Genomic DNA, 19575 nt, shown 5'->3' with positions numbered 1-19575 from the left:
TCGTCGGACGATCCCTGTCATCGGTGCGGCCCGAGGGGACCGGCGACTTTGCGCCGTCGGCGGAATCGGGCCTGGCCAACAGCGTGTGGTCGTGAGTTGTCGTCATCGGATAGCCGGCGACCGTGCGGGACCCAACTGCACCGGCAGCCGTGACCAACCCCGCAGAGTTCGGGTCTCCCGTCTACTTCCTGAGCCTGCGGCACGCGCATCGGGGAAGCGGTCGAAGAACATTCTCAATCCGATTTCGCCTTCGGCGCGGGCAAGGGCGGCGCCCAGGCAGAAGTGGCGACCAGCGGCGAATGTGAGATGCCGGTTGGCGTTGGCGCGTGCGATGTCAAAGCGGTGCGGATCGGCGAACACGGACGGATCGCGGTTGGCCGCCGCCAGATAGAGCACCACCAGCTGGCCTCGCTTGACTGCCGCACCCGCCACCTCGACGTTCCTGCGGGCTATTCGCCCGGTGAGCTGAATCGGTGACTCCAACCGCAGGATCTCTTCTACCGCGTTGGGCCAGAGCTGCGGGCGCTGATTCAGCGCGTCCCGCTGTTCGGGTGCGTCCAACAGTATCTGTATCCCGTTGCCCAACAGGTTCACCGTCGTTTCGAAACCGGCGCCCAACACCAGCCCAGCGATCGTCCGCACTTCCATCGCGTCCAGACGTGTTTGCGCGGGGCCGTTTTCACTGGCTTGGATCAGACGACTCATCAGATCGTCGCCGGGGTTGGACCGCAATTTCTCGAGGTGCTCGGTGAGCCACAAGTGCAGTCCGTTGAGCCCGCGCTGCATCTGTTGGTACTGACGCCATGAGAGCCCAAAATCCAAGCTGGGCGCCGCCAGCTCACCGTATTCCAGAATGTGGCTGCGGTCGTGATCGGGCACGCCCAAGATGTCGCCGATGACCGCGACCGGGAGCTGCGAGCAGTAGCAGGCGATGATGTCAACGACATTCGGCTGGTCAGTGAGCTGATCCAGTAGCGCCGACGCGGTCTCTTTGATGCGATCGTGTAGTGCGGTCACTGCTTTCGCCGTGAACACCGAAGACACTGCCTTGCGATAGCGCGTGTGATCCGGCGGGTCAACTGCCAGCAATGACGGCGGCAGCAGCGGATGGATTAGGTCGTCGTCCCGAGTGCGCCGCTCTAGCCAGCGCATTGGCGCCTGTGCCGGCAAGTTCGATCCGAGCGAGAACACCTCGAAGTCGTCGGACCGCAGCAGCTGATGGACGACCGCATGGTCAACGGCGAGGTGGCTGCCGTAGCTCGATGCCAGGGGGCCGATGGCCCGCAATTCGTCGCAAAATGGCGCCGGGTTTGCCTTAACCATGGGATCCGCGAGCAGGCGGGACTGCAGGTCGCCCAGCCGGACTCCAAGTCGCGCGGCCCCGCGGAGGAACCCGTGCTGCGCAAACCAGTTCAATCTCTGCCTCAAGCGGCCTCTATCGGTTGAATCGTCGACACCCGCACTGGCTGAACGGTTTTCGGTCATACGGCCTCACCAATCTGTTCGACGGGTTGGTGCATGGCCCGGCGCGGCTCGTCGGTGAGTCCCCATCTGTTGTGCCATCGCCTCAGTGGCGCCGGTGCCCACCAGTTCGCGCGTCCTAGGAGTCTCATGAACGCAGGTACCAGGATGGTTCGGATGAGGAATGCGTCTAGAAGGACGGTGATCGCCAGTCCTGTCCCCAACATTCGCTCCGCCTGCACCTGCGATGTAATGCACGCTACGAAAACGATCGCCATCACCGTTGCGGCCGCGGTCACGATCCGGCCCGTCCGCGCCAATCCGAGTGCGACCGCACGCTCGTTGGCGTCGGACCCGCGGTCGGTCTTGAGCCATTCTTCGCGGACCCGAGATAATACGAATACTTCGTAGTCCATGGACAGGCCGAAGGCGATGCCGAAGATAAACGGAGTGAATTCGGCGTTTATGTGACCTGTGGCCGTCGTGCCGAAGCCGCCGAGATGGCCGTCTTGGAAAATCCAGACCATCGTGCCGAACGCAGCAGTCAATGACAGCATATTCATAACAAGTGTCTTGATCGGCAGCAGGATGCTTCCGGTGAGTAGGAATACGAGGACCAGGGTTGTCGCCGCGATCAAGAGGAACGCGAGAGGTATGTTGTCCACTATTGCGTTGACATCATCGATGTTCTGCTGCGCAACCCCTCCGAACAGAGTCGGTGCGGGTGCACCGATGTGTTTGAAGTCAGCGAGTTGCGCCTTGCCGGCGGGCGAGGCGGGATCTAGTGAACTCGAGACGGTCAGATAACTTGCATCCTTGGTTTGCGCTGCGCCGTAGCTGTCGGTGCTCACTTGTTTGCCGTTGACGTAAGTCCCGTCCGGTGCGGCCACGGAAACGACGTCGGGCGCTTGTGACAGCCGCGACGCATATCCGTTCACTGCCGGGGATGGCACGCCTGGGATCACGATCCGGATCGCATTACCGGACTGAGGAAACAACTCTCGCATCGTGTCGCCCGCTTGACGGGCTGGTGCGGTGGTCGGCAACATCCGGTCATCCGGGTATGCGACCTTCAGCCCGAGGAACGGGATGCCGACGATGACGTATAGCGCTGTAACCAGCAAGACGACCGGTACAGCATGGCGCATTGCAAAGACGGCACTGCGGTAGAAGAACGCTTCCTGCGGAGCCTTGTGCGTCGGAGCCGCTCGACGGATCAACCGGTACGCGGGCTTGCGGATATCCCACTTGTCGATGCGCTCACCGAGAAGCGTTAACAACGCCGGCGCAACGACTAGGGCGCCGATCAAGCACAGCGACACACCAATGAGTCCGGCGTAGGCCAGTGAACGCAAGAAGTACATCGGGAATATGGTCATGGCCGCCAGTGACAGCATTACCGTGGCCGCAGAATAGGTGACGGTGCGGCCTGCGGTGTTCAACGTGCACACCATCGCCTGCCTGACGGTCTTACCGCTGGACAATTCTTCGCGATATCGGTTAATGATGAACAAGGTGTAGTCGATCGCCAGTGCTATACATAAAGCGGAGACCAGGTTAAGCGCGAAGACCGACACACTGGTAAACATGGATAGGGCTCGCAATGCCGCAGTTGTTACTTCTATCGCGAAGACGGCCACGGCAATGGGAAGTATCGCGGCTAGCGCGCTGCCGAAAATCCACACCAGAACGACGAAAGAGAGTGGCATCGCAATGGCTTCGATCGTAATCAGGTCCCTGCGCAACTGCCGATTGACGTCGTAATAGGAGATTGCCTGACCGCCGGCCTTCACAGTGACATCGCCGTGAGTGCCTACGACGGAATTCGCGATGTCGTGAGCTCGCTGCGGTGCATCGCTATCCGAGCCGGCGATCTGCGCGACGATCAGGCCTGTGCGGTGATCATTGCTGACGAGCGATGCGGCGATTGCCGGCGAAGCCGACCAGTAGGAGCTAATCTGCTGCGCGTATCGCGAATTGTGCAGAGCTTCGAGCACGGCCTGGGCACTAGCACGTGCGGCGGGAGCATTCACCGTGCTGGGATCGGTGATCTCGAAGACGATCGGCATGCCACCGGCGTTAAAGTCGTCGGTCAGAATTGCTTGAGCCTTCGCCGACTCTGACCCCGGATCGTCATACCCGCCGGCAGGCAGTTGCGCACTCATCAGCGCGTCGAAAATGCCCGCGGCCAAAAGAAGTAACAACGCTGTCGCGATGATGATTCGCGGAGCGCGCAGGGCAAGCGCACCCAACTTCGTGAAGATCATGTTCGTTCGCGCTTCCCAGATCAGCCTGGTATCCGATGCGGTATGCCGCTATCAGCGCTGGCGAAAAGACCCGGCGAGGGCTCATCGAGCAGGACCTTCCGCAAATCCGCTGCGAACTGCGCTGCGCCCTCGGCGTCGAACTGGCCTCGGCAGTAGCGCAATGTCAGGAAAATCTGACCGTTGCAGCTCCCGATTGCCACGCTGATGCCCAACGGCATCCCGGCCGGCCCCGAGCCCCACCCCTCGGTGGTTGTACCCGCCCCGGCCCCGAAGTCGAGGGGCGGCACGACGCCCATATTGGTCAGCACCCCCGTCTCGGCCGAGTCGGCCGGCAGGCCGTGGGACCAACGGACGGCCGCGTTACGCGCACCGGCTGGCAAGATGCCGAGCATGCCGAAGATGTCGACAGCCACCCCTGCCAGCCGCTTCTCCTTAAGCTCTGCGGTGCGCTTCGCGACCGCTGCCTGAGCCGCGGCGAGGTCGGACTGTGCGCACTCGGGAACGCGTACGGGAACCATCGACACGATGTTGGAAACGAGCTCATAGCGCCACTCGGCAGGTCGCAGGTTGACCGGCATCAACAACGAGATCCGTCCCGGCGCCACGCCCCGCAAGTCATTGAAGCGGCGGATCGTGACGGCGAGGGCAGCCAGTAGCAGATCGTTGATGGTCGCCGGCTTCACCCGACGAGCCGCGATGCGCTCCGCCTCGTCGCGGTCGAACCGGAGCAGGTGGATACCCTGTCCCTGGGCGCCCCCGGAACCGCCGTCGACGGCCAAAGACACAGGGGGGTCGTTCCGGCTGTCGGAAAGGTGTCGCGCGACAGCGCGCAGCCGGGTACGGGCATCGGCTGGGTTCCGCCGCCTGACATGGCCCCGCAGGTTGCGTACCTGGGCAAGGGGAAGGTCCGGCTGTGGGTCCGCACTGCCGGTGTAGGCGCGGCAGATCGATGCCATCAACCGGTAGGCACTCACCCCGTCGCCCACCACATGGCTCAGGCTCATGATCAGGTAGTCGCCCTTGGGGTGGTGGGCGAGCGCCAGCGCAAGCGGGGGGCCGACCTGCAGGTCGATCCGCCTGTTCAGCAGGCGCACGCGTACCGCCTGGACCTCGGCGTCTTGCGTGCAGTCAACGATCTCGAGTGGGACCGCCGCGACCTCGTCGTCGATCCACCAATGAATGGTGCGGGTCATGCGGCCGAAGGGTCTTATCCGGGCGCGGGCCATCGGGTGACGTCGGACCGCCTCGAGCGCGGCAGCGGCGAGACGGCTCGGGTCCAGTCGTCCCTCCACACGAACCTCGAAGTGGATGTTCCATAGGTAGGGCGCCTGATCGGAATGGTAGATCGCCGTGTCGACTTGGTTGAACGGGATTCGCTTGGACATCATCTCTCCTCCGGGGCGCTACTGCGGTTGTGGTACCGGGAACTGTGACGCGCGGTGTCGTTCATGACTTCGACTCCTGCACCCGCTGGGCCGAGGTGTCGATGACACTGGCGCTCTTGAGCCCGCCGGTGGTCAACAGCTGCCACATCTGACGACGTCGGGGCTTGCCGCTGGAGGTGCGTCGGATCATGCCCCGGCGACCGGTCACGATGGTGATGTGCGGCTCCGGGCCGAGTTCGCCGCGGAGCCGTTCGGTCACTTTCTCGGTCCACGGGCCCGGACGGGCCTCGGCGAACACCACGACACCTGCCCGCCCCTCGTGCACGTTGCTGACCACAACGACCCGGTCGCGGTTGAGCTGCGCCGCTTCGGCCACTTTCGCGTCGAGATCTTCCACGTAGACATTGCGGCCACGGAGTTTGAAGCTGTCTCCCATCCGGCCGACGACGAATAGTTCACCGTCGTGGAAGAAGCCCGCGTCCCCGGTACGCAGCACCCCGTCCGAAAACCGCGTTGCCCGGTCCGGGTGATGGCCGTGATAGCCGAGAGCCACCGAGGAACCGGTGACCGCAATCTCTCCCAGGTGGCCGGCCGGCAACGCTGCGCCGTCCTCGTCGACCACGTGGACCGCGATGCCGTCCGCCGGGTCCGGGCTCCCGTGTCCGACCAGCCAACCGGGTTCCCTGCCAGCCCAATCGGGGGAAAATCGGGCCTGCTCGAGGATCCGTACCGGCTCGCCGACCCCCAGCGAGGTCCAGTCCGGGTGTACCAGCAACATCTCTTGACCGCCGCCGGTCGACGAAACACCGAGCGTGTTCTCGGCGAGTCCGTAGGCGGGGACGAAGGTGGTGGGCGCGAACCCTGCTGGCGCCGCGAATCGCGCGAACGCGGCCAGGGCCGTGGGATCGACGACTTCGGCTCCCACGATGACGCTGCGCCATGCGGACAGATCGAAGGTCGCCAACCGGTCGGCGGAGATGCGCCGGGCCAGGTAGGCGAACGCGAACGACGGCGCCGCCGCATGTCGGGCCTTGCCGGGCGCGAAGCATGACAGCCATCGGCCGGGATCCCTGATGAACTGCAGCGGGCGCATCAGCCACATGTCGGTCTGCATGGCGACGCCGGGCAGCAGGCACCCGATCAGCCCCATGTCGTGATAGAGCGGCAGCCAGGAGGCGCCCCCTTCCCCTTCGCGCCACCGTGTCCAGCGGTGCAGCACGGCGAAGTTCGCCTCCAGGTTGTCCCAGGAGACGCGTACGCCCTGGGGATTGCCGGTGGACCCGGAGGTGAACTGCAGCAGCGCGATCTCAGCCAACCGGTCCGGCGGTGCGGACAGTTCCGCCGCCCCCGCCGCCTGGCCGTTGACGACCATCGGCGATCCGGGCATGCCCGCCTGCGCCATCGCCTTTCCCATCAGCGGTGCGATCTCGGCGGAGGTAACGATGACGGCGGGCTCGGCCCGGCGGAGTACCTCACTTATGTGATCGATGTAGTCCTGATCGGATTGGAAGGAGGGCTCCGGTAGCGGGCAGATGGTCGCACCGGCCAGCCACACGCCGAAAAGGGAGATCAGACTGTCATAGGTGGTCGGCACGGTGAGACAGACGACATCGTCGGTCCGTACCCCGGCCGCGCGATACTCGGCCGCCACCTGGCCGCTCGCCATGGCGATTGCGCGGTATGTGAAGCGTTGCCAACCGCCGGCGTCATCGGCCAGGTAAAGCCCTCGGTCGTCTCGGGGCGCGAACATCCAGTCAACGAACATCGACATGGCCTCGTACTCCGTTCCTTTCATGTGGTTACCTCCGAGATGGGGGCACGGGGTTTCCTGAGTCGAGGCACGAAGCGGCCGGTCCGGGCCAGGTATTGCGCGTACTCGGCCCCGTAAGCCGAGCCGACGAGTTTGCGTTCCTCGCTGGCGGCCGTCACATTCAGGACCACGCCGACGTAGATCGCCAGCGCGATGGTTGTCCAGTAGGGGAAGAACACCACCGCGCCGGCGAAGGCAAGCAGGAACGACGTGTAGAAGGGGTGCCGTATCCGGCGGTAGGCACCCGCCGTCACAATGTGGCGCGGGGCGTCGTTGCTCTGGTGCCACAGTGAAATCGGGACGCGGTGCGTGCCCAGGGTGTAAAACAGCAGGCAAAGCGAGCCCGCCACGAACAGCACGGCGAGCACCTCCGAGGGAGCATCCCAGCTCCGCGGCCGGTACGGGGTGAGCTCGGCTGCCTGCGCCACCACGAGCGCCGCCGGGCACAGCCCGAACGGCAGCGCGGTCAACCACCATCTCAGGTTGAAGGTGCCGTCCTTCCGGAAGAAGATTCTGGGCAACAGGGTGACCACCAGGAAGTTCAGGACATACAGAACAAGGATGGGTGTCTCCATCACTGGCCGATCACCTTGTGCGGTTGTGTTTCTGGCGTCAGCTTCGTCCGCTGCAACAGCTCAACCAGCTCGCCGAGATTGGTGACCTCGCGAAGCTGTGTCTGGGTGAACATGGTGTCGAACTCCTCCTGCAGGTCGACGACCGCCTCGACGAGCATGAAGCTGTCGGCGGCGAGGTCCGCCAGGGTGGTCGTCGGCGTGAGCTTGGCCAGCGGGATGGAAAGGGTGGCACTGATGCGCTCGGCGACCTCGTCGAACGTGATTTCGGGTGTGGACATGTTTCTCCTCGGTATTGAATGCGTCGGTGCATCCGTTGATCGGGTTGTCGGGCGATGGAACGCCACCGCCATGCAGAGGTGCTCCCCGGTGCCCGGCAGTCTGGTGCGGGTGTAGCCGAAGATCGGGGACCCACCGGTGACCGGCTCTGCTGGTGGCCGGTTCCGGACGGCGCGGCCGGTGGCCGCGGCCGGATCGACGAGCGCGTAGTCCCGTAGCGTCGCGCGCTCGTTGTTCGTGTCCGCCTTGAACAGCGCCTCTTTCACCGTCCACAGGCTGACCTGATGACGCCGACGTTCGGCGGTGGGCAGCGTGGTCAGCCAGGCCCGATCTCGTTCACCGAGGAAGAACCGGGCCGCGCGGGGATCGGCGTCGCGATCCGACTCGACGTCTATCCCGACGCCGGTCACCAGCTGGGTGGGATCGACCACCACCGCCGCGGCGCCGATCCGTTCGGTATGGCTCAACGAGATTCGGGGGTGTGGGAAGGTGTACCGCGTCGTCTCCGCCGGTAGCCCGGCCAGACCCAGCAGCAGTCGCAACGCGCGCCGTGAGGTCAGCCACTGCCGTCGTCGCTGCTCGCCGGGCAGGGACGCGAGCCGTGCAGACTCGTTGGCCGTGAGCACGGCCGCATCCAACGGCCGAGTCGTTGTCGTGGCGAGCAGCGTGATCATCGGGCGGTTTCAGCGGGCGCGGATGCCTGGTATGCAGCGGTCAATGCATCGACACGCTCGCTGTACTCGTCCAGGGTCTTGGCGTAAACCTCCTGGTCCGCCGCCGTATGCCGCTTCAGCGTCAGCTCGATCTCCTCGGCGCCGTACTTGTCCTCCATCGCCTTGAGCGCGTCCCGGACGTACTGGATATGCCACCGCTCGTCGACCATGATTTTTTCCATCGTCTGCTTGACCGCCGGATGGATACCCGGTAACCGCAGGTGGCGGCGGTACTGGCCGATCACCCGCTTTTCGAGCACCTGGGTGATGGCCATGACCTCCATGACATTTGCCGGCAAGCCGATCGCGTCGATGTACTGGTCCTGGTATGCGCGTTGTGTCTTCAACGGCAGTTCGTCGAGCTCGTCGATGCACTTCGTCCAGTAGTTGGCATGGTTGGCCTCGTCGGCGAAATGGTGTGTCACGTCGAGCAGGAGCGGCCCGCGGACGAACCGCGCCACCCGGGCGAAGAATTGGGCCGCATTGATCTCCGAGTGGCGGTAGTAGCTGAGCAGCCACAGGTCGTTTTCGGAAAGGCTCATCAGATCTCCTTAGCTGTCAAGAATTTCGTCCCCAGCGGGTGGCGACGAGATGGGAAACGGTTGCAGTTACGAGAGCGAGGGGATCCTCGACCACGGGTTCCGGCCACGCCGCATATAGCGCGTCGGTGGCGAAGTCCTTCGGCAGGAAGAGTTGCTCGCCGAAGGAAGACACTGAGTCCAGCGACTCCTTGATGGGCCCCTTCCGCAGCGCCTGTGCGCCCTCGACGAGGTCCTTGAAGCTCTCGGGGTCGCAGTAGAGCGGCCGCAGGATCCTGCGTCGACGGAATCCCTCGTCGCTCTCCAACACCGTGTACGCCGTGTCGACCAGCTCGCCGACTGTCGCGTTGTTCTTGTGCTCGGGGCAGACGTGGAACACACCGCCGGGCTTGCGCGGATCGAGGAGAGTGGCGATCGCGGCGGCGACGAACGCGGCGGTGACCACGCTGACCGGGGTGTCCTTGGCGCCCGGCACGACGGTGAGTAACCCGTAGAAGAACAGCTTTACCGTGTTGTGGAAGGCGTTGTACTGGGTGACCGTGCCGGTCAGGTCGTCGGCGATGATGGTCGGCAGGCGCAGGATCGACAGGGGTAGATCGGCGCAGGTGGCCAGCGCGTGCTGTTCGGCAGCCCACTTCGACCACTCGTAGTCGTTGACGAACCCGGCGTCGGCAAGGGGCGCCTCAGCGATCCTGCCCTGATGCTTTCCCGCCGTGTAGAGGGTGGAGATGATCGCCAGACGCCGTAGGTCGGGGCAGCGCAACGCGAACTCGCAGACCCGAGCGGTGCCGTCGACGTTGGTCCGCTGGGCCAAGTCCCGCTCAACGTTGAACCGGATGACCGCGGCGGTGTGCACCACCGCCGTTACTCCTTTGGTGTCCAGGTCGCCTAGCGGGTCTGCCTCCCGCAGATCCGCCGGCACGATCGTGGTCCGGCGATCCAGCGCCGGACCAAGCAGCGCCTGTAGCCTGGCCCGCTTGGTGGACAGCTCGCTTGGGCTGCTCGCCCGCACCGTAAGGATCAACCGGTCGTCGGTGTGCTCGAGCAGCCCGGCGGCGATCTTGTGCCCGACGTAGCCGTCGGCACCGGTGAGCACGGTGGTACCGATCATCGGCGCACCCCCGCCGCGTCCGCACATACCGACACCGCGGCGCTTTCCAGATCGGGCCAAGACGACGGGTCCATGCCGTGCCGGTCGGTGATGGCGAACAACCATCGCTCGATGCCGAAAGCCAAACAGGCGGTGCTTGCCGGCTCGCCGGCCCAGCTCAGTTCAAATCCCGCGCCGAAATGGTCGTGGTGCACGTTCACCGACCCGATGGCCAGACCGTCGCCATACGTGGCTTCTTGTTTAACCGGTTCTAGGCGCTGGAACAGGTATTTTGGGTTGCGCGCCGGTCGGAAGAAGCAGTCCGTCGCGGGCTGCCAGCGGATCGGCACCTCGATGAGCGTCGCGAACCGGCCGATCAGCTCGCGCGCCGCCTCGGCGAAGCTGCTGGTCTCGGCCTTGTCAGCCAAGCACACGATCTCCCGCATCGTGAAGCTCCGCAGCCGCCGCAGCGGCTCGTAGACCGTCTCTTGGCGGAAGCAGGTATTGCGCGTGGTCACGTACAGCGGGCCGTCGAGCGTCTCACCCTGGTGGGCCGCGTACACGTGGTAGCAGGCCGCCGGGGTGAGGACCTCGCGGATCGGCGATAGGCGGGTCACGGCAACGTGGCCGGCCTCGTCGACGACCGGGCCGGCGACAAACTCGTCGAGGTTCGTCTCCTGCGGATCCAGCCGGACCGCGAAGGTCGCCTGTTGTGGGAATGACCCCAGATAGTCAATGCGCTGCAAGACGTCCGCGGCCAGGGTCGCCGGGTGGCGCTCCTCCTGCGCCTGCCACACCGCGCTAATCCGTTGCAAGGCGCGGTCACACTCTTCGGCGAGACCAAGCAGTTGTCCGCGCAAACCGGCCTGGCCCGAAACCTGCCAGACGAGCCCCAGCCGGGCCAGAGCGGCGGCGCGTTCCTCGGCCGCCAGCCGGGTTGGCGGGCTCATGTCGCCAACCCCTGCGGCGCGGCGGGGCTCGGGTCGCCGAACCGGCGCATCAGCGTGTCGATGTTTCGAAAGTCGCCCGGACGGAGATCCTCGACGTCGATCGGAGCGCCCCGCAACCGTTCCAGTAGGAGCAGCAACTCCGGCACGTGTACCGAGCGGACATGGCGCTGTTCGAACAGCGGGGTCTGGTCGGTGAGTTCCACCGGCTGCAGCCCCGTCGCCTTGGCGAGCACCCAGCGGCGCAACGCCTCTCGGATTTCTGGTTCAGAACGCATCGGCTGGCTCCTCGGTGAGGATCTGGTTGGACAGCAAGAAGTCGAGACACTTGGTGGACACCGCACGCCGGTGCTCCCGCTGTTGGTCGGCTCCCCACGCGTCGTCGGCGAGCTGCCATGGATCTTTGAACCCGACATTGGCGAAGACATCTGGGTTGTAGTACTCCCGCCAGCTCGCGACGAAGAACTGCACCAGCTGGTCGCGCACGTCGGCGATCATGGCCTCGTCCCAACAGGGAGCACATGTCTCCCACAGCAAGGTCACCAGCCGGCGCCCGAAAACGAGATGCCGAGCCTCCTCCACGTGGTGGTTGTGGTTGATGAACCTGGCGATCGGATGCAGTCGGGTGTCTCGGGCCTGGACCCAGTTGTAGCGGTCGACGATCTCTTCAAAGATCATCGTTTTGGCGAAGAAGAGGAAGTCTTCGACGTCGCTCGGCGGCCGCTCATGATCCAGCGCGAGCTGCCGCGTCCGGTACACCTGGGCGTACCGGGTGCAAAACCCGCCGAAGTAGATGCTGTGCTTGTTCTCCTCGTCGAGGAAGTGATGCAGGTAGTCGGCGACGTCCATCAGGTCACGGCGGTAGAGGCGGGCCGCCAATCCCTGCATGAGCGACTTCTCGCCGTGGATGTTCAGGCTGTAGAAGTTCGCCGCCTCGTGGAAGGCGAGCAGTCGACGGGTAGGTTCGGCCAATTCGTCCCAGATGGCCGTGCCGTAAAGACTCAGATACTCCGGGGTGCTGAACCAGTCCCGTTCCGGATGTACGGCTTCGGGCCATTCCACCGCCGTGTACGGATTTTGATAAGACTTCCGGGACAGGTGGCTGAGTCGGGCCGAGGTCTCACCCATGGTGGCGAGGGCATCACGCAACCGCCGTGGACTGGAGTTCACAGCGCCGTTCGTCATGCGAACTCCCGCGTGGCTTCGAGGATGACGCACTGGTAGGTCAGACCCGAGCCCGCCACGACGAGCGCTAGTCGCTGGCCGGGACGCACCCGGCCGGATCCGATGAGTTCGACCAGGTTAATCACCTGGTCGGCCGAGATCGCGTGGCCGGCATCGGCGAGCGAGGTGAAGCAGACCTTGGCTATGTCCACGCCGAGGAACCTGGCCAGAACCTGCCACGCCTTGTCGTTGGTGTTCTGCGTGACAATCCAGTCCAAATCGTCGATCCGCAGCCCGTTGCGCGTCAGGGTTTCGGTGACGACCCGATGCGTGTAGGTGAAGAAGGTGCCAACCGTCGCGTCGTCATCCGCTCCGACGAGCCCGCCGTTGGTGATCTGATGGGCGCCGACATAACGAAACCCGCGCTGCTCGCGTGTGACGATGCAGGCGGCCGCGCTATCAGATATCAGGTTGTACGCCTGTTCGTAGCGCGCCGTCTCCGGGAAGCTGTCCGCGGTGACGCACAGGACCCGTTGCCATTCGGTCTCCGCGGCAAGCAGCGCCGCAGCGAGCCGGATGCTTCCCAGCATTCCCGTGCAGCCCTGCTGGTTGAGGCCGATGACGACCGCACCGTCCATTGCGAAGTCGGCCTGAAGCCGGCTGGCCGGGAAGTCCATCAGGTACTTGACGTCGCCGGTGCGCTCCCACATCTGCGGGCTGCCCACGTTGCCATTGACCGGAAGACAGGTGGGATAGATGATCGCGTCGATATCCGCCAAACCGACCGTATCGGCAAGCTCGGTGGTCACCGCCTTGGCCAGATCGTATGGCCCGGTTGAGGGTTCGCACACATGATGCCAGCGGAACCCAGCGGACTCCAGATCCTCCGCGCTTGACACCAGCCTGCCCGCCGCCGCCGAGTCGCGGACGTCGCACTTCCGCTCACCGAGCGAATAGACAAATGCATCGACGTATGCCACTACCATGCCGGGCTTTCGCAGTTCAGTTCATAAAACGCCGCCGCCATCTGCGCAGCCACAGCTACAAGCGACATTCCGAGTGCGGTTGCGCCACCAAACCGTGCGATCGTCCTGCTGGCCTGTGTCATCGGACTCTTTCTTCTCCAGTGCTGTTGTCCTCCCGCCGGGGCACAGCAATGTACCTATACGGGGTATCCATAGACGCGCATTGTGACGTTAATATGATGTGGAACGGTTAATTTCACACTTGACCCATATCCCATAGGGTGTATAGGTCATTGCCAAGAAGAGTTTCCCTCGAACTCAGTCCTCAGAAGGCGTATCAGCAACGTGCTCACGCCAACCATCCAGGCGCGCGCGACGGGTGCCTCGGCAGCGTCGATGACGAGATCGGGATGGTGGAGCTGAGGACTCAGCATTGCTTTGCTGCTCCTTAGTAGATGGGTGCCATCGTTTGAACTTCGCCTCCACGTCGACCGCCATCGGCGTCGCTGCCACTTCGCAGCTTCGCCTTCCGAGTGATCGATTCCCTTCCCTCAGCTGCGAATCTTGCCCGGACACTGGTAGGAAGCCATTACTCGACGATTAAATTTCCTGGTCACAGGCCTGACGGGTAGTTGCGGCGCGGCGTTCACCCGCCCCGGGCCGCGATCATCGCCGAACGGTTGACCTTGGTAGCCGCGGTGCGCGGAATCGCGTCGACGAACTCCACCGTCTTGGGGACCTTGTACGGGGCAAGCCGGCTCTTGGCGTAGTCGATCACCTGCTGCTCGGTCAGTGGCGCCGCGACTTGTACCACGGCATGCACCCGGCGGCCCCAGTCCGGGTCCGCAATGCCGATGACCACGACATCGGCGATCTCAGGGTGCCCGGCGAGCGCGGACTCCACTTCCGCCGGAAAGACATTGGCGCCGCCGGTGACGATCATGTCGGCGTGGCGGTCGATGATGTAGAGGTAGCCGTCGGCGTCCAGGTGGCCGATATCGCCGGCGGAACGAAACCCGTCCTCGGTGCACGGCAGCGGCGCCGCCACACCCAGATAGCGGTATCCGGCACTCATCGGCGCGCGCAGGTAGACGTCGCCGTCTTCGCCGGGGCCCAGTGGCCTCTTCTCGGCGTCCAGAATCCGGATCTCGGTGTCGCGGAACGCGCGTCCGACGCTGCCCGGATGCGCCAACCACTCGTCGCCGCGCAACGCGGTCAGTCCAAGATTCTCGGTCATGCCGTAGGCCGTCACGATCTGCTCCGGGCTGAGCAGCTCAAACCAGGTCTGCAGCAGCGAGGGTGGCATCACCGCTGCGCCCTGCAGGATGAAGACGATGCTGGACAAGTCCCGCTGGCGAATGTCGGGCAAGGCCGCGATGCGCTTGAGCATCGTGGGCGTGGCCGTGAAGTTGGTGATCCGATACCGCTCGATCACGTCCACAACCAGTGCCGCGTCGAACTTTTCGAGTACCACCAGATGGTCACCGGCCAGCAAGAACAAGAAGGTGGCGAAACCATTGGTGTGGTACATCGGCGCGGGCACCATGATGGTCTGCGGCTGGGCGACCGGTGCCCAGGCCGCCAAGAATGGCTCGCCGTGCTGGGGTATCCAAACCGACGGTGCCAGGTTGAGAATCACCTTGGGTACGCCGGTCGATCCGCTGCTGCATATTCCGTTGGCCATCGGGGAAATTGCGGTGAACAGCGGGCTTTCGGACTCGTCGGCGGCGCGGGCAGCCAGCTTCCACCGGTGCTGGTCGTCGACGACCACGGCGGGGTTGACTACCGCAAGCACCCGATTTCGCTCCCACTCGGGCAGATCCCAGTGCATGGGAATGGGAACCGCGCCGATCTTCCAGCATCCCAGCGTGGCCAGCACCAGGTGTTGCGAATTCGGGATCGGAAGGGCCACATAGGAACCCGTTTCGGCGCCGCTGGCGGCCAGCGCTCGTCCCCATTGATTGGCACCGGCATCGAGCTGACCGAAGGTAACCGATTGGGCGGTGCCGTCGGGGGCAACCGTGGTCAAGGCTGGCGAGTCGGTCCGGCGTCGAGCGAGCTCGTGGAGTTTGGTCCCGAACGGGATTCCGTCGGCTAGCGGATCGGCGGTCACACTGGCCCGCTGAACAGCGTTTCGAGGTATCCGTCTCTGAGGTCGGGGATCAAACGCAGGCTTAATCCCTCGGCCCCCAACGGCAATCGGATGAGCGGTTGGGTGTGCCGGTCGAGCACACTGACGTCGGACTCGTCGCAGAAACCCAGGGCGCCGAGCAGTTGGTGGGTCGTGCGCAGCACCTGCCGCGCGGTGTCGGCGGCTTTGAGCCGAAGAACGAGGGCGTCGGCCGAATGAATTTGTGTTGCTGTAGATTCCGGCCGGCAGACAGTGTATTTGGCGAGTTCGTGCAGGCCACGCACGGCGACGGAGGCATCGGCGACCGCAAACCGGACAGCCTGAAAATCGGCCAGCGGTTTGCCGAACTGAACCCGCGCGCGCACGTGCGCGGTGACAATCTCCACTGACCGCCGCATCGCGCCCAGAATCTGCCACGACCCCAGCACAAGATGCAGGGTGACGTCGGCGGCCGGCACCGTGCCGTTGGGCGAACTCAGGGTGGCCGGGACCAGAAACGGGCCCAACTTGGCGTTGGTTCGGGATCTACGTTGCGGGTGGTAGCGGTTGCCGTCGAGGTCGGCGGCGATCCATGCTCCGGGTAGATCCCCGTGGTCGATGCGGGGCGCCTCGGGATTCACCAACGCCAGTCGGTCCCCGTCGATCGCCAGCAGCTCGTCGACGAGCGGATAGGGTAGCGCGGTCGCGCCGGCGGCCTGGCAGAGCACCGCCGCGGCCAGCAGGTCGTCGGACCCGGATCGGGCGTCGAGCTCGAACGCACCGACCTCACGAAGGGCATCGCGTGCCGCGTGCCGCACGCTGTCGTCGGTCTCGGCCTGCAGTGCCGCCTGCGGCCCGCCCAGCCGGGCCAGTCGCTTGGCGGCGACAGTGGCGAAATCGGTAATATCCTGCGGCAGTTCGGTATTCACCGATTTGCTCCCAAGACGTCACGTGCCACCAACATGCGCTGTACTTCGATGGTGCCCGACGCGACGGTGGCCGCCTGCGCGTAGCGCCAATGATCTTCGATCGCCCCGTGCAGCGCGGCCGACGCCCCGCTGTCCAACGCTGACGGACCGACCACATCGAAAAGCAGCTCGGCGACCTGTTGATCGCAGGTGGTGGCGGCAATTCGGGCGGCGCTGGCCGCTGCAGTCGCGGCCGGGTCGTCCTGCAGTGACACGGCTCGATACGCCAACAGCCTGGCCACCCGCAAGTCGACGAGGGCGCGAACCCAGCGGGCGCGAATCGATTCCGGCAGCCGGTCCCAGTCGTCGCCGAGCTCTGTGCGCATCCGGTCCAGTAGCGATTCGCACCGCGCGTAGCGCGCGATGCCGACGCGCTCGAATGCCAGCGCTTCGCGCATCACCCGCCAGCCGTCGCCGGGCTCGCCCAGCACATCGCCGGAGAATGCCTGCACTCCGTCGAGGAATATCTCGTTGAGGTGATGGGGGCCCAGCATCGAGGGGATCGGCCGGACCGTGAAACCGGGTCGCGCCATCGGGATCAGGAACAGGGTGAGGCGTTTGGGCTTAGGGGCGTCGGGATGGGTGCAGGCCGCCAGCACGCACCAGGATGCCATCTGGGCGTATGACGTCCATACCTTTTGGCCGGTAATGCGCCACCCCTTTCCGTCCGGTACGGCGCGGGTCCGCAGCGACGCCAAATCCGTTCCGGCCTCCGGCTCGGAAAAACCTTGGCACCAAACCACTTCGCCGGATGCTATGGCCCCTAGGTGTTTGGCCTTCTGTTCCGCTGTCCCGTAACGCATGATGGCCGGCCCGACCCAGTTGATGCCCATGTACTGGGGACCGCGCGGTTCGTGGTGAGCCCACATTTCCTCGCGCAGCACGGTCTGTTGCCAAACCGAACCACCGCCGCCCCCATACTTTTTCGGCCAGGCCAGGGCCAGCAACCCCGCGTCAACCAGCAGCTTGCAGAACGACTCGGTGGTGGCAAAGTCTTGAGGATCGTCGGTGCAGGCGCCGAGGAAGTTCACGGGTATGTGAGTAGATATCAAGCTCCGCAGGCTCTTCCGCAATTGGCTAGCGTTGTCGCCGAGTTCGTAGTCCATCGTCGTCATCCCTTCGGCAGCCCGAGCAGCCGTTCGCCGATGATGGTGCGCTGGATCTCCGATGTTCCGCCGTAAATGGTCGCGGCCAGGGCGTCCTGGCGTTCGAAGAGCAGATCGGGGTCGCCGATCGAAGCTGGTCCTGAGGCCCCCGCACTCAGTTCCCAAACTCGTTGTAGCGTCACCGACCCGAGGAGTTTCAGAATGTCGGCTTCCGGGCTGGGCCGGCCGGCGAGTTCATTGCTCAGGGCGCGGTATCCGGTAGCGCGTAGGGCTTCGGCGTCAGCGAGCAGCGAGCCGAGCTCGGTGTAGATGTCCTCGGCGTTGCAAGCCCCGCGTATTGAGTGGAGTCCGCGCTTGATCTCGACCCAGTTCATGATCCAGATCATCTGGCGTTCATGGTGCAACGACGACAGCGCAACGTTCCACCCGCCGTGGCGCGGACCCAGCAGGTTGTCCACCTGCACCTCGACGTCGTCCAGAAAGACCTCGCAGAACGTCTCGTCGGAGGTCCTGTTGAAGCTCGACGCCATCCGGATGGGTTCGATTCTCACCCCGCGCGACTGCAGGTCGAGGATGAGGCAGGAGATGCCGCGGTGTTTCGGCGCGGCCGGGTCGGTGCGGACATACAGCGTGCACCAACGGGACTGGTGGGCTTGGGTGGTCCAGATCTTTTTGCCCTTGACGCGGAACACGTCGCCGTCGCGCTCGGCGCGGGTGCGTAGTCCGGCGAAATCCGATCCGGCTTCCGGCTCGGACATGCCCAGCGCCCACCATTCGTCGCCACGCAGCAGGGGTATCAGCAGACGCTCGATCTGCGCGGGTGTACCGAACTGGCGGATGGCGGGCGCGGCAACGTTGGGCCCGGCGATATTGGGTAGCTTGGGTGCGGACCGGGTTGCCGCCGCGAGCCGGATCTCCATCGCGTCACGCAAACCGAGCGATCGACCGCCGAGCTCGCGGGGCCAGGTCGGTTGTAGCCATCCCGCTTCGAATGCGGCCCGCTGATAGTTGCGCCGCAGCGCGAGATCCCAACGGTAGTGGCGGTATTGCTGGTAGTAGTCATTGGGCAGAAAGTCCGCCAGCCACGCGGCAAATTCGCGAACTATTGGGACCACCGGGGTCACCGTGGTCATGTCGCGCCTCCGGCAAAGCGGCGGCCCACCTCGTGGTAGAGCGCGCGACTGTCGCCCAGCAGCGCGGCGCTCTGCCAGGCGTGCCGGACGTAGAGGTGGATGTCGTGTTCCCAGGTCTGCGCCAGTGCGCCGTGCACCTGGACGGCGGTGCGTGCACAGTTGATGGCGGCGTCGCCGGCTGCCGCCTTGGCCAGTGCTGCCGCGGTCCAGTCGGCTGTGGGACTTGCAGCCGCCGCGTAGGTGAGGCTGCGGGCGCGCTCGAGGCCAACGTAGTTGTCGGCCAGCGCGTGCTTGATGCCCTGGAATGCGCCGATCGGCTTGCCGAACTGATGCCGCGATTTTGCGTGCTCGACACTCCGGTGCAGCACCGCGCTCGCCACGCCGACCAGGTCGGCGGCCACCGCGAGCAGCGGTGCTGCCAAGGCCGATTCGATGTCCACCGGTGCGGTGGCCACGGGTTCGGTGTCGATCTCGACATCGGCGACCGGCTGTGCGGGGTCGGTCGAGTCACCCGCGATGATCCGCACGCCGTCGCAGCTGCGCGCGACAGCGGCGAGGACACCGGCACCGGATGAGGCCAGTGTGACGGTCAGCTCCGCGCGCGTCGCGTTGGGGACCGCGACCGCGCGGCCGCGCAGGCGCCCCTGCCGCAGCGTCATGGGCGCCCCGGGCAGCCGGCGTCCGGGGGAGTGCACCGCCAGGGTGGCGACTACACCGCCGGCGATGTCGGCGAGCATCCCGTCGAGAGCCGGGCCGCAGGCACGTAGCACACCGGCGGCCAGGCCGACACTGCTCAACAATGGGATCGGTGCGATGGCGGCCCCGCATTCCTCGAGAACCACCACGAGCTCGACGGGCCCAAAATCGTCGGATGAGTCGGGCGCCGCCAGATCCGCCCAGCCGAGGTCGACCACCGTCTTCCACAGGGTGCGCCAACGCTCGGGATCTGACATCGCTTGCCGGGCGGCCTCGGGCGGGCACTCGGTACGCAGGATGGCGCGTACGGCGTCGCGCAGCCCCAGCTGCTCCGAAGTCAGACCGACATCCATAAGACCCCTAACATAAT

The 19575-nt window shown here is 65.0% G+C and carries 17 protein-coding genes; all 17 read right to left on the bottom strand.

Going from position 1 to position 19575, the window contains the following annotated elements:
• Positions 1 to 102: 102 nt before the first annotated feature.
• The 17 genes from AADZ55_RS16235 to AADZ55_RS16155 all read right to left on the bottom strand — a co-directional run bounded on the left by AADZ55_RS16235 (position 103) and on the right by AADZ55_RS16155 (position 19558).
• A complete protein-coding gene (locus AADZ55_RS16235) occupies positions 103 to 1428 on the bottom strand; it encodes a cytochrome P450 (RefSeq protein WP_085324533.1) in 1326 nt (441 codons plus the stop codon).
• 53 nt (positions 1429 to 1481) lie between these two features.
• Entirely contained in the window at positions 1482 to 3728 is a 2247-nt protein-coding gene (locus AADZ55_RS16230) for an MMPL family transporter (RefSeq protein ID WP_085324402.1), read from the bottom strand.
• Positions 3729 to 3748: 20 nt separating this feature from the next.
• Positions 3749 to 5113: a condensation domain-containing protein gene (locus AADZ55_RS16225; protein ID WP_165759358.1), complete on the bottom strand. Its 1365-nt coding sequence runs from the start codon at positions 5111 to 5113 to the stop codon at positions 3749 to 3751.
• Between the two features lie 61 nt (positions 5114 to 5174).
• Entirely contained in the window at positions 5175 to 6908 is a 1734-nt protein-coding gene (locus tag AADZ55_RS16220) for an AMP-binding protein (RefSeq protein ID WP_207569051.1), read from the bottom strand.
• Positions 6905 to 7498 (bottom strand): methyltransferase family protein, encoded by a 594-nt coding sequence (locus AADZ55_RS16215; RefSeq protein WP_085324404.1) that lies wholly within the window; start codon positions 7496 to 7498, stop codon positions 6905 to 6907. Before AADZ55_RS16215 ends, AADZ55_RS16220 begins: the two co-directional genes overlap by 4 nt.
• Entirely contained in the window at positions 7498 to 8448 is a 951-nt protein-coding gene (locus tag AADZ55_RS16210; protein ID WP_085324405.1) for a 4'-phosphopantetheinyl transferase superfamily protein, read from the bottom strand. Before AADZ55_RS16210 ends, AADZ55_RS16215 begins: the two co-directional genes overlap by 1 nt.
• Entirely contained in the window at positions 8445 to 9029 is a 585-nt protein-coding gene (locus AADZ55_RS16205) for a ferritin-like domain-containing protein (protein WP_085324406.1), read from the bottom strand. Before AADZ55_RS16205 ends, AADZ55_RS16210 begins: the two co-directional genes overlap by 4 nt.
• 16 nt (positions 9030 to 9045) lie before the next feature.
• Positions 9046 to 10137: an SDR family oxidoreductase gene (locus AADZ55_RS16200; RefSeq protein WP_165759359.1), complete on the bottom strand. Its 1092-nt coding sequence runs from the start codon at positions 10135 to 10137 to the stop codon at positions 9046 to 9048.
• A complete protein-coding gene (locus AADZ55_RS16195) occupies positions 10134 to 11066 on the bottom strand; it encodes a hypothetical protein (protein WP_085324408.1) in 933 nt (310 codons plus the stop codon). The genes AADZ55_RS16200 and AADZ55_RS16195 overlap by 4 nt, the downstream gene beginning before the upstream one ends.
• A complete protein-coding gene (locus AADZ55_RS16190; RefSeq protein ID WP_085324409.1) occupies positions 11063 to 11341 on the bottom strand; it encodes a hypothetical protein in 279 nt (92 codons plus the stop codon). The genes AADZ55_RS16195 and AADZ55_RS16190 overlap by 4 nt, the downstream gene beginning before the upstream one ends.
• Positions 11331 to 12248 carry a diiron oxygenase gene (locus AADZ55_RS16185; RefSeq protein ID WP_085324410.1) on the bottom strand — a complete coding sequence of 306 codons (918 nt, stop codon included), beginning with the start codon at positions 12246 to 12248 and terminating at the stop codon, positions 11331 to 11333. Before AADZ55_RS16185 ends, AADZ55_RS16190 begins: the two co-directional genes overlap by 11 nt.
• Positions 12245 to 13213, bottom strand: a complete 969-nt coding sequence (locus AADZ55_RS16180; protein WP_085324411.1) for a 3-oxoacyl-[acyl-carrier-protein] synthase III C-terminal domain-containing protein — start codon at positions 13211 to 13213, stop codon at positions 12245 to 12247. The genes AADZ55_RS16185 and AADZ55_RS16180 overlap by 4 nt, the downstream gene beginning before the upstream one ends.
• Before the next feature lie 625 nt (positions 13214 to 13838).
• The gene (locus AADZ55_RS16175; protein WP_085324412.1) at positions 13839 to 15305 is read right to left on the bottom strand and encodes a class I adenylate-forming enzyme family protein; all 1467 of its coding nucleotides are present in this window, start codon (positions 15303 to 15305) and stop codon (positions 13839 to 13841) included.
• The gene (locus tag AADZ55_RS16170) at positions 15302 to 16231 is read right to left on the bottom strand and encodes an acyl-CoA dehydrogenase family protein (protein WP_085324413.1); all 930 of its coding nucleotides are present in this window, start codon (positions 16229 to 16231) and stop codon (positions 15302 to 15304) included. Before AADZ55_RS16170 ends, AADZ55_RS16175 begins: the two co-directional genes overlap by 4 nt.
• The gene (locus tag AADZ55_RS16165; protein ID WP_207569052.1) at positions 16228 to 17385 is read right to left on the bottom strand and encodes an acyl-CoA dehydrogenase family protein; all 1158 of its coding nucleotides are present in this window, start codon (positions 17383 to 17385) and stop codon (positions 16228 to 16230) included. Before AADZ55_RS16165 ends, AADZ55_RS16170 begins: the two co-directional genes overlap by 4 nt.
• Positions 17382 to 18509 carry an acyl-CoA dehydrogenase family protein gene (locus AADZ55_RS16160; RefSeq protein ID WP_085324414.1) on the bottom strand — a complete coding sequence of 376 codons (1128 nt, stop codon included), beginning with the start codon at positions 18507 to 18509 and terminating at the stop codon, positions 17382 to 17384. Before AADZ55_RS16160 ends, AADZ55_RS16165 begins: the two co-directional genes overlap by 4 nt.
• Positions 18506 to 19558, bottom strand: a complete 1053-nt coding sequence (locus AADZ55_RS16155; RefSeq protein WP_085324415.1) for an acyl-CoA dehydrogenase family protein — start codon at positions 19556 to 19558, stop codon at positions 18506 to 18508. The genes AADZ55_RS16160 and AADZ55_RS16155 overlap by 4 nt, the downstream gene beginning before the upstream one ends.
• Positions 19559 to 19575 lie beyond the last annotated feature (17 nt).

The sequence above is a fragment of the Mycobacterium decipiens genome (assembly GCF_963853665.1).
Taxonomy (GTDB): Bacteria; Actinomycetota; Actinomycetes; order Mycobacteriales; family Mycobacteriaceae; genus Mycobacterium; species Mycobacterium decipiens.
Note: the sequence above shows the minus strand (reverse complement) of the source record. Positions and strands in the feature narration are given on the sequence as shown.

Excerpts from the sequence above, each read along its gene's own strand:
- AADZ55_RS16230 (WP_085324402.1), bottom strand. The coding sequence starts at position 3,728 with ATGATCTTCACGAAGTTGGGTGCGCTTGCCCTGCGCGCTCCGCGAATC.
- AADZ55_RS16225 (WP_165759358.1), bottom strand. The coding sequence starts at position 5,113 with ATGTCCAAGCGAATCCCGTTCAACCAAGTCGACACGGCGATCTACCAT.
- AADZ55_RS16220 (WP_207569051.1), bottom strand. The coding sequence starts at position 6,908 with ATGAAAGGAACGGAGTACGAGGCCATGTCGATGTTCGTTGACTGGATG.
- AADZ55_RS16215 (WP_085324404.1), bottom strand. The coding sequence starts at position 7,498 with ATGGAGACACCCATCCTTGTTCTGTATGTCCTGAACTTCCTGGTGGTC.
- AADZ55_RS16210 (WP_085324405.1), bottom strand. The coding sequence starts at position 8,448 with ATGATCACGCTGCTCGCCACGACAACGACTCGGCCGTTGGATGCGGCC.
- AADZ55_RS16205 (WP_085324406.1), bottom strand. The coding sequence starts at position 9,029 with ATGAGCCTTTCCGAAAACGACCTGTGGCTGCTCAGCTACTACCGCCAC.
- AADZ55_RS16200 (WP_165759359.1), bottom strand. The coding sequence starts at position 10,137 with ATGATCGGTACCACCGTGCTCACCGGTGCCGACGGCTACGTCGGGCAC.
- AADZ55_RS16195 (WP_085324408.1), bottom strand. The coding sequence starts at position 11,066 with ATGAGCCCGCCAACCCGGCTGGCGGCCGAGGAACGCGCCGCCGCTCTG.
- AADZ55_RS16190 (WP_085324409.1), bottom strand. The coding sequence starts at position 11,341 with ATGCGTTCTGAACCAGAAATCCGAGAGGCGTTGCGCCGCTGGGTGCTC.
- AADZ55_RS16185 (WP_085324410.1), bottom strand. The coding sequence starts at position 12,248 with ATGACGAACGGCGCTGTGAACTCCAGTCCACGGCGGTTGCGTGATGCC.
- AADZ55_RS16180 (WP_085324411.1), bottom strand. The coding sequence starts at position 13,213 with ATGGTAGTGGCATACGTCGATGCATTTGTCTATTCGCTCGGTGAGCGG.
- AADZ55_RS16165 (WP_207569052.1), bottom strand. The coding sequence starts at position 17,385 with ATGACGACGATGGACTACGAACTCGGCGACAACGCTAGCCAATTGCGG.
- AADZ55_RS16160 (WP_085324414.1), bottom strand. The coding sequence starts at position 18,509 with ATGACCACGGTGACCCCGGTGGTCCCAATAGTTCGCGAATTTGCCGCG.
- AADZ55_RS16155 (WP_085324415.1), bottom strand. The coding sequence starts at position 19,558 with ATGGATGTCGGTCTGACTTCGGAGCAGCTGGGGCTGCGCGACGCCGTA.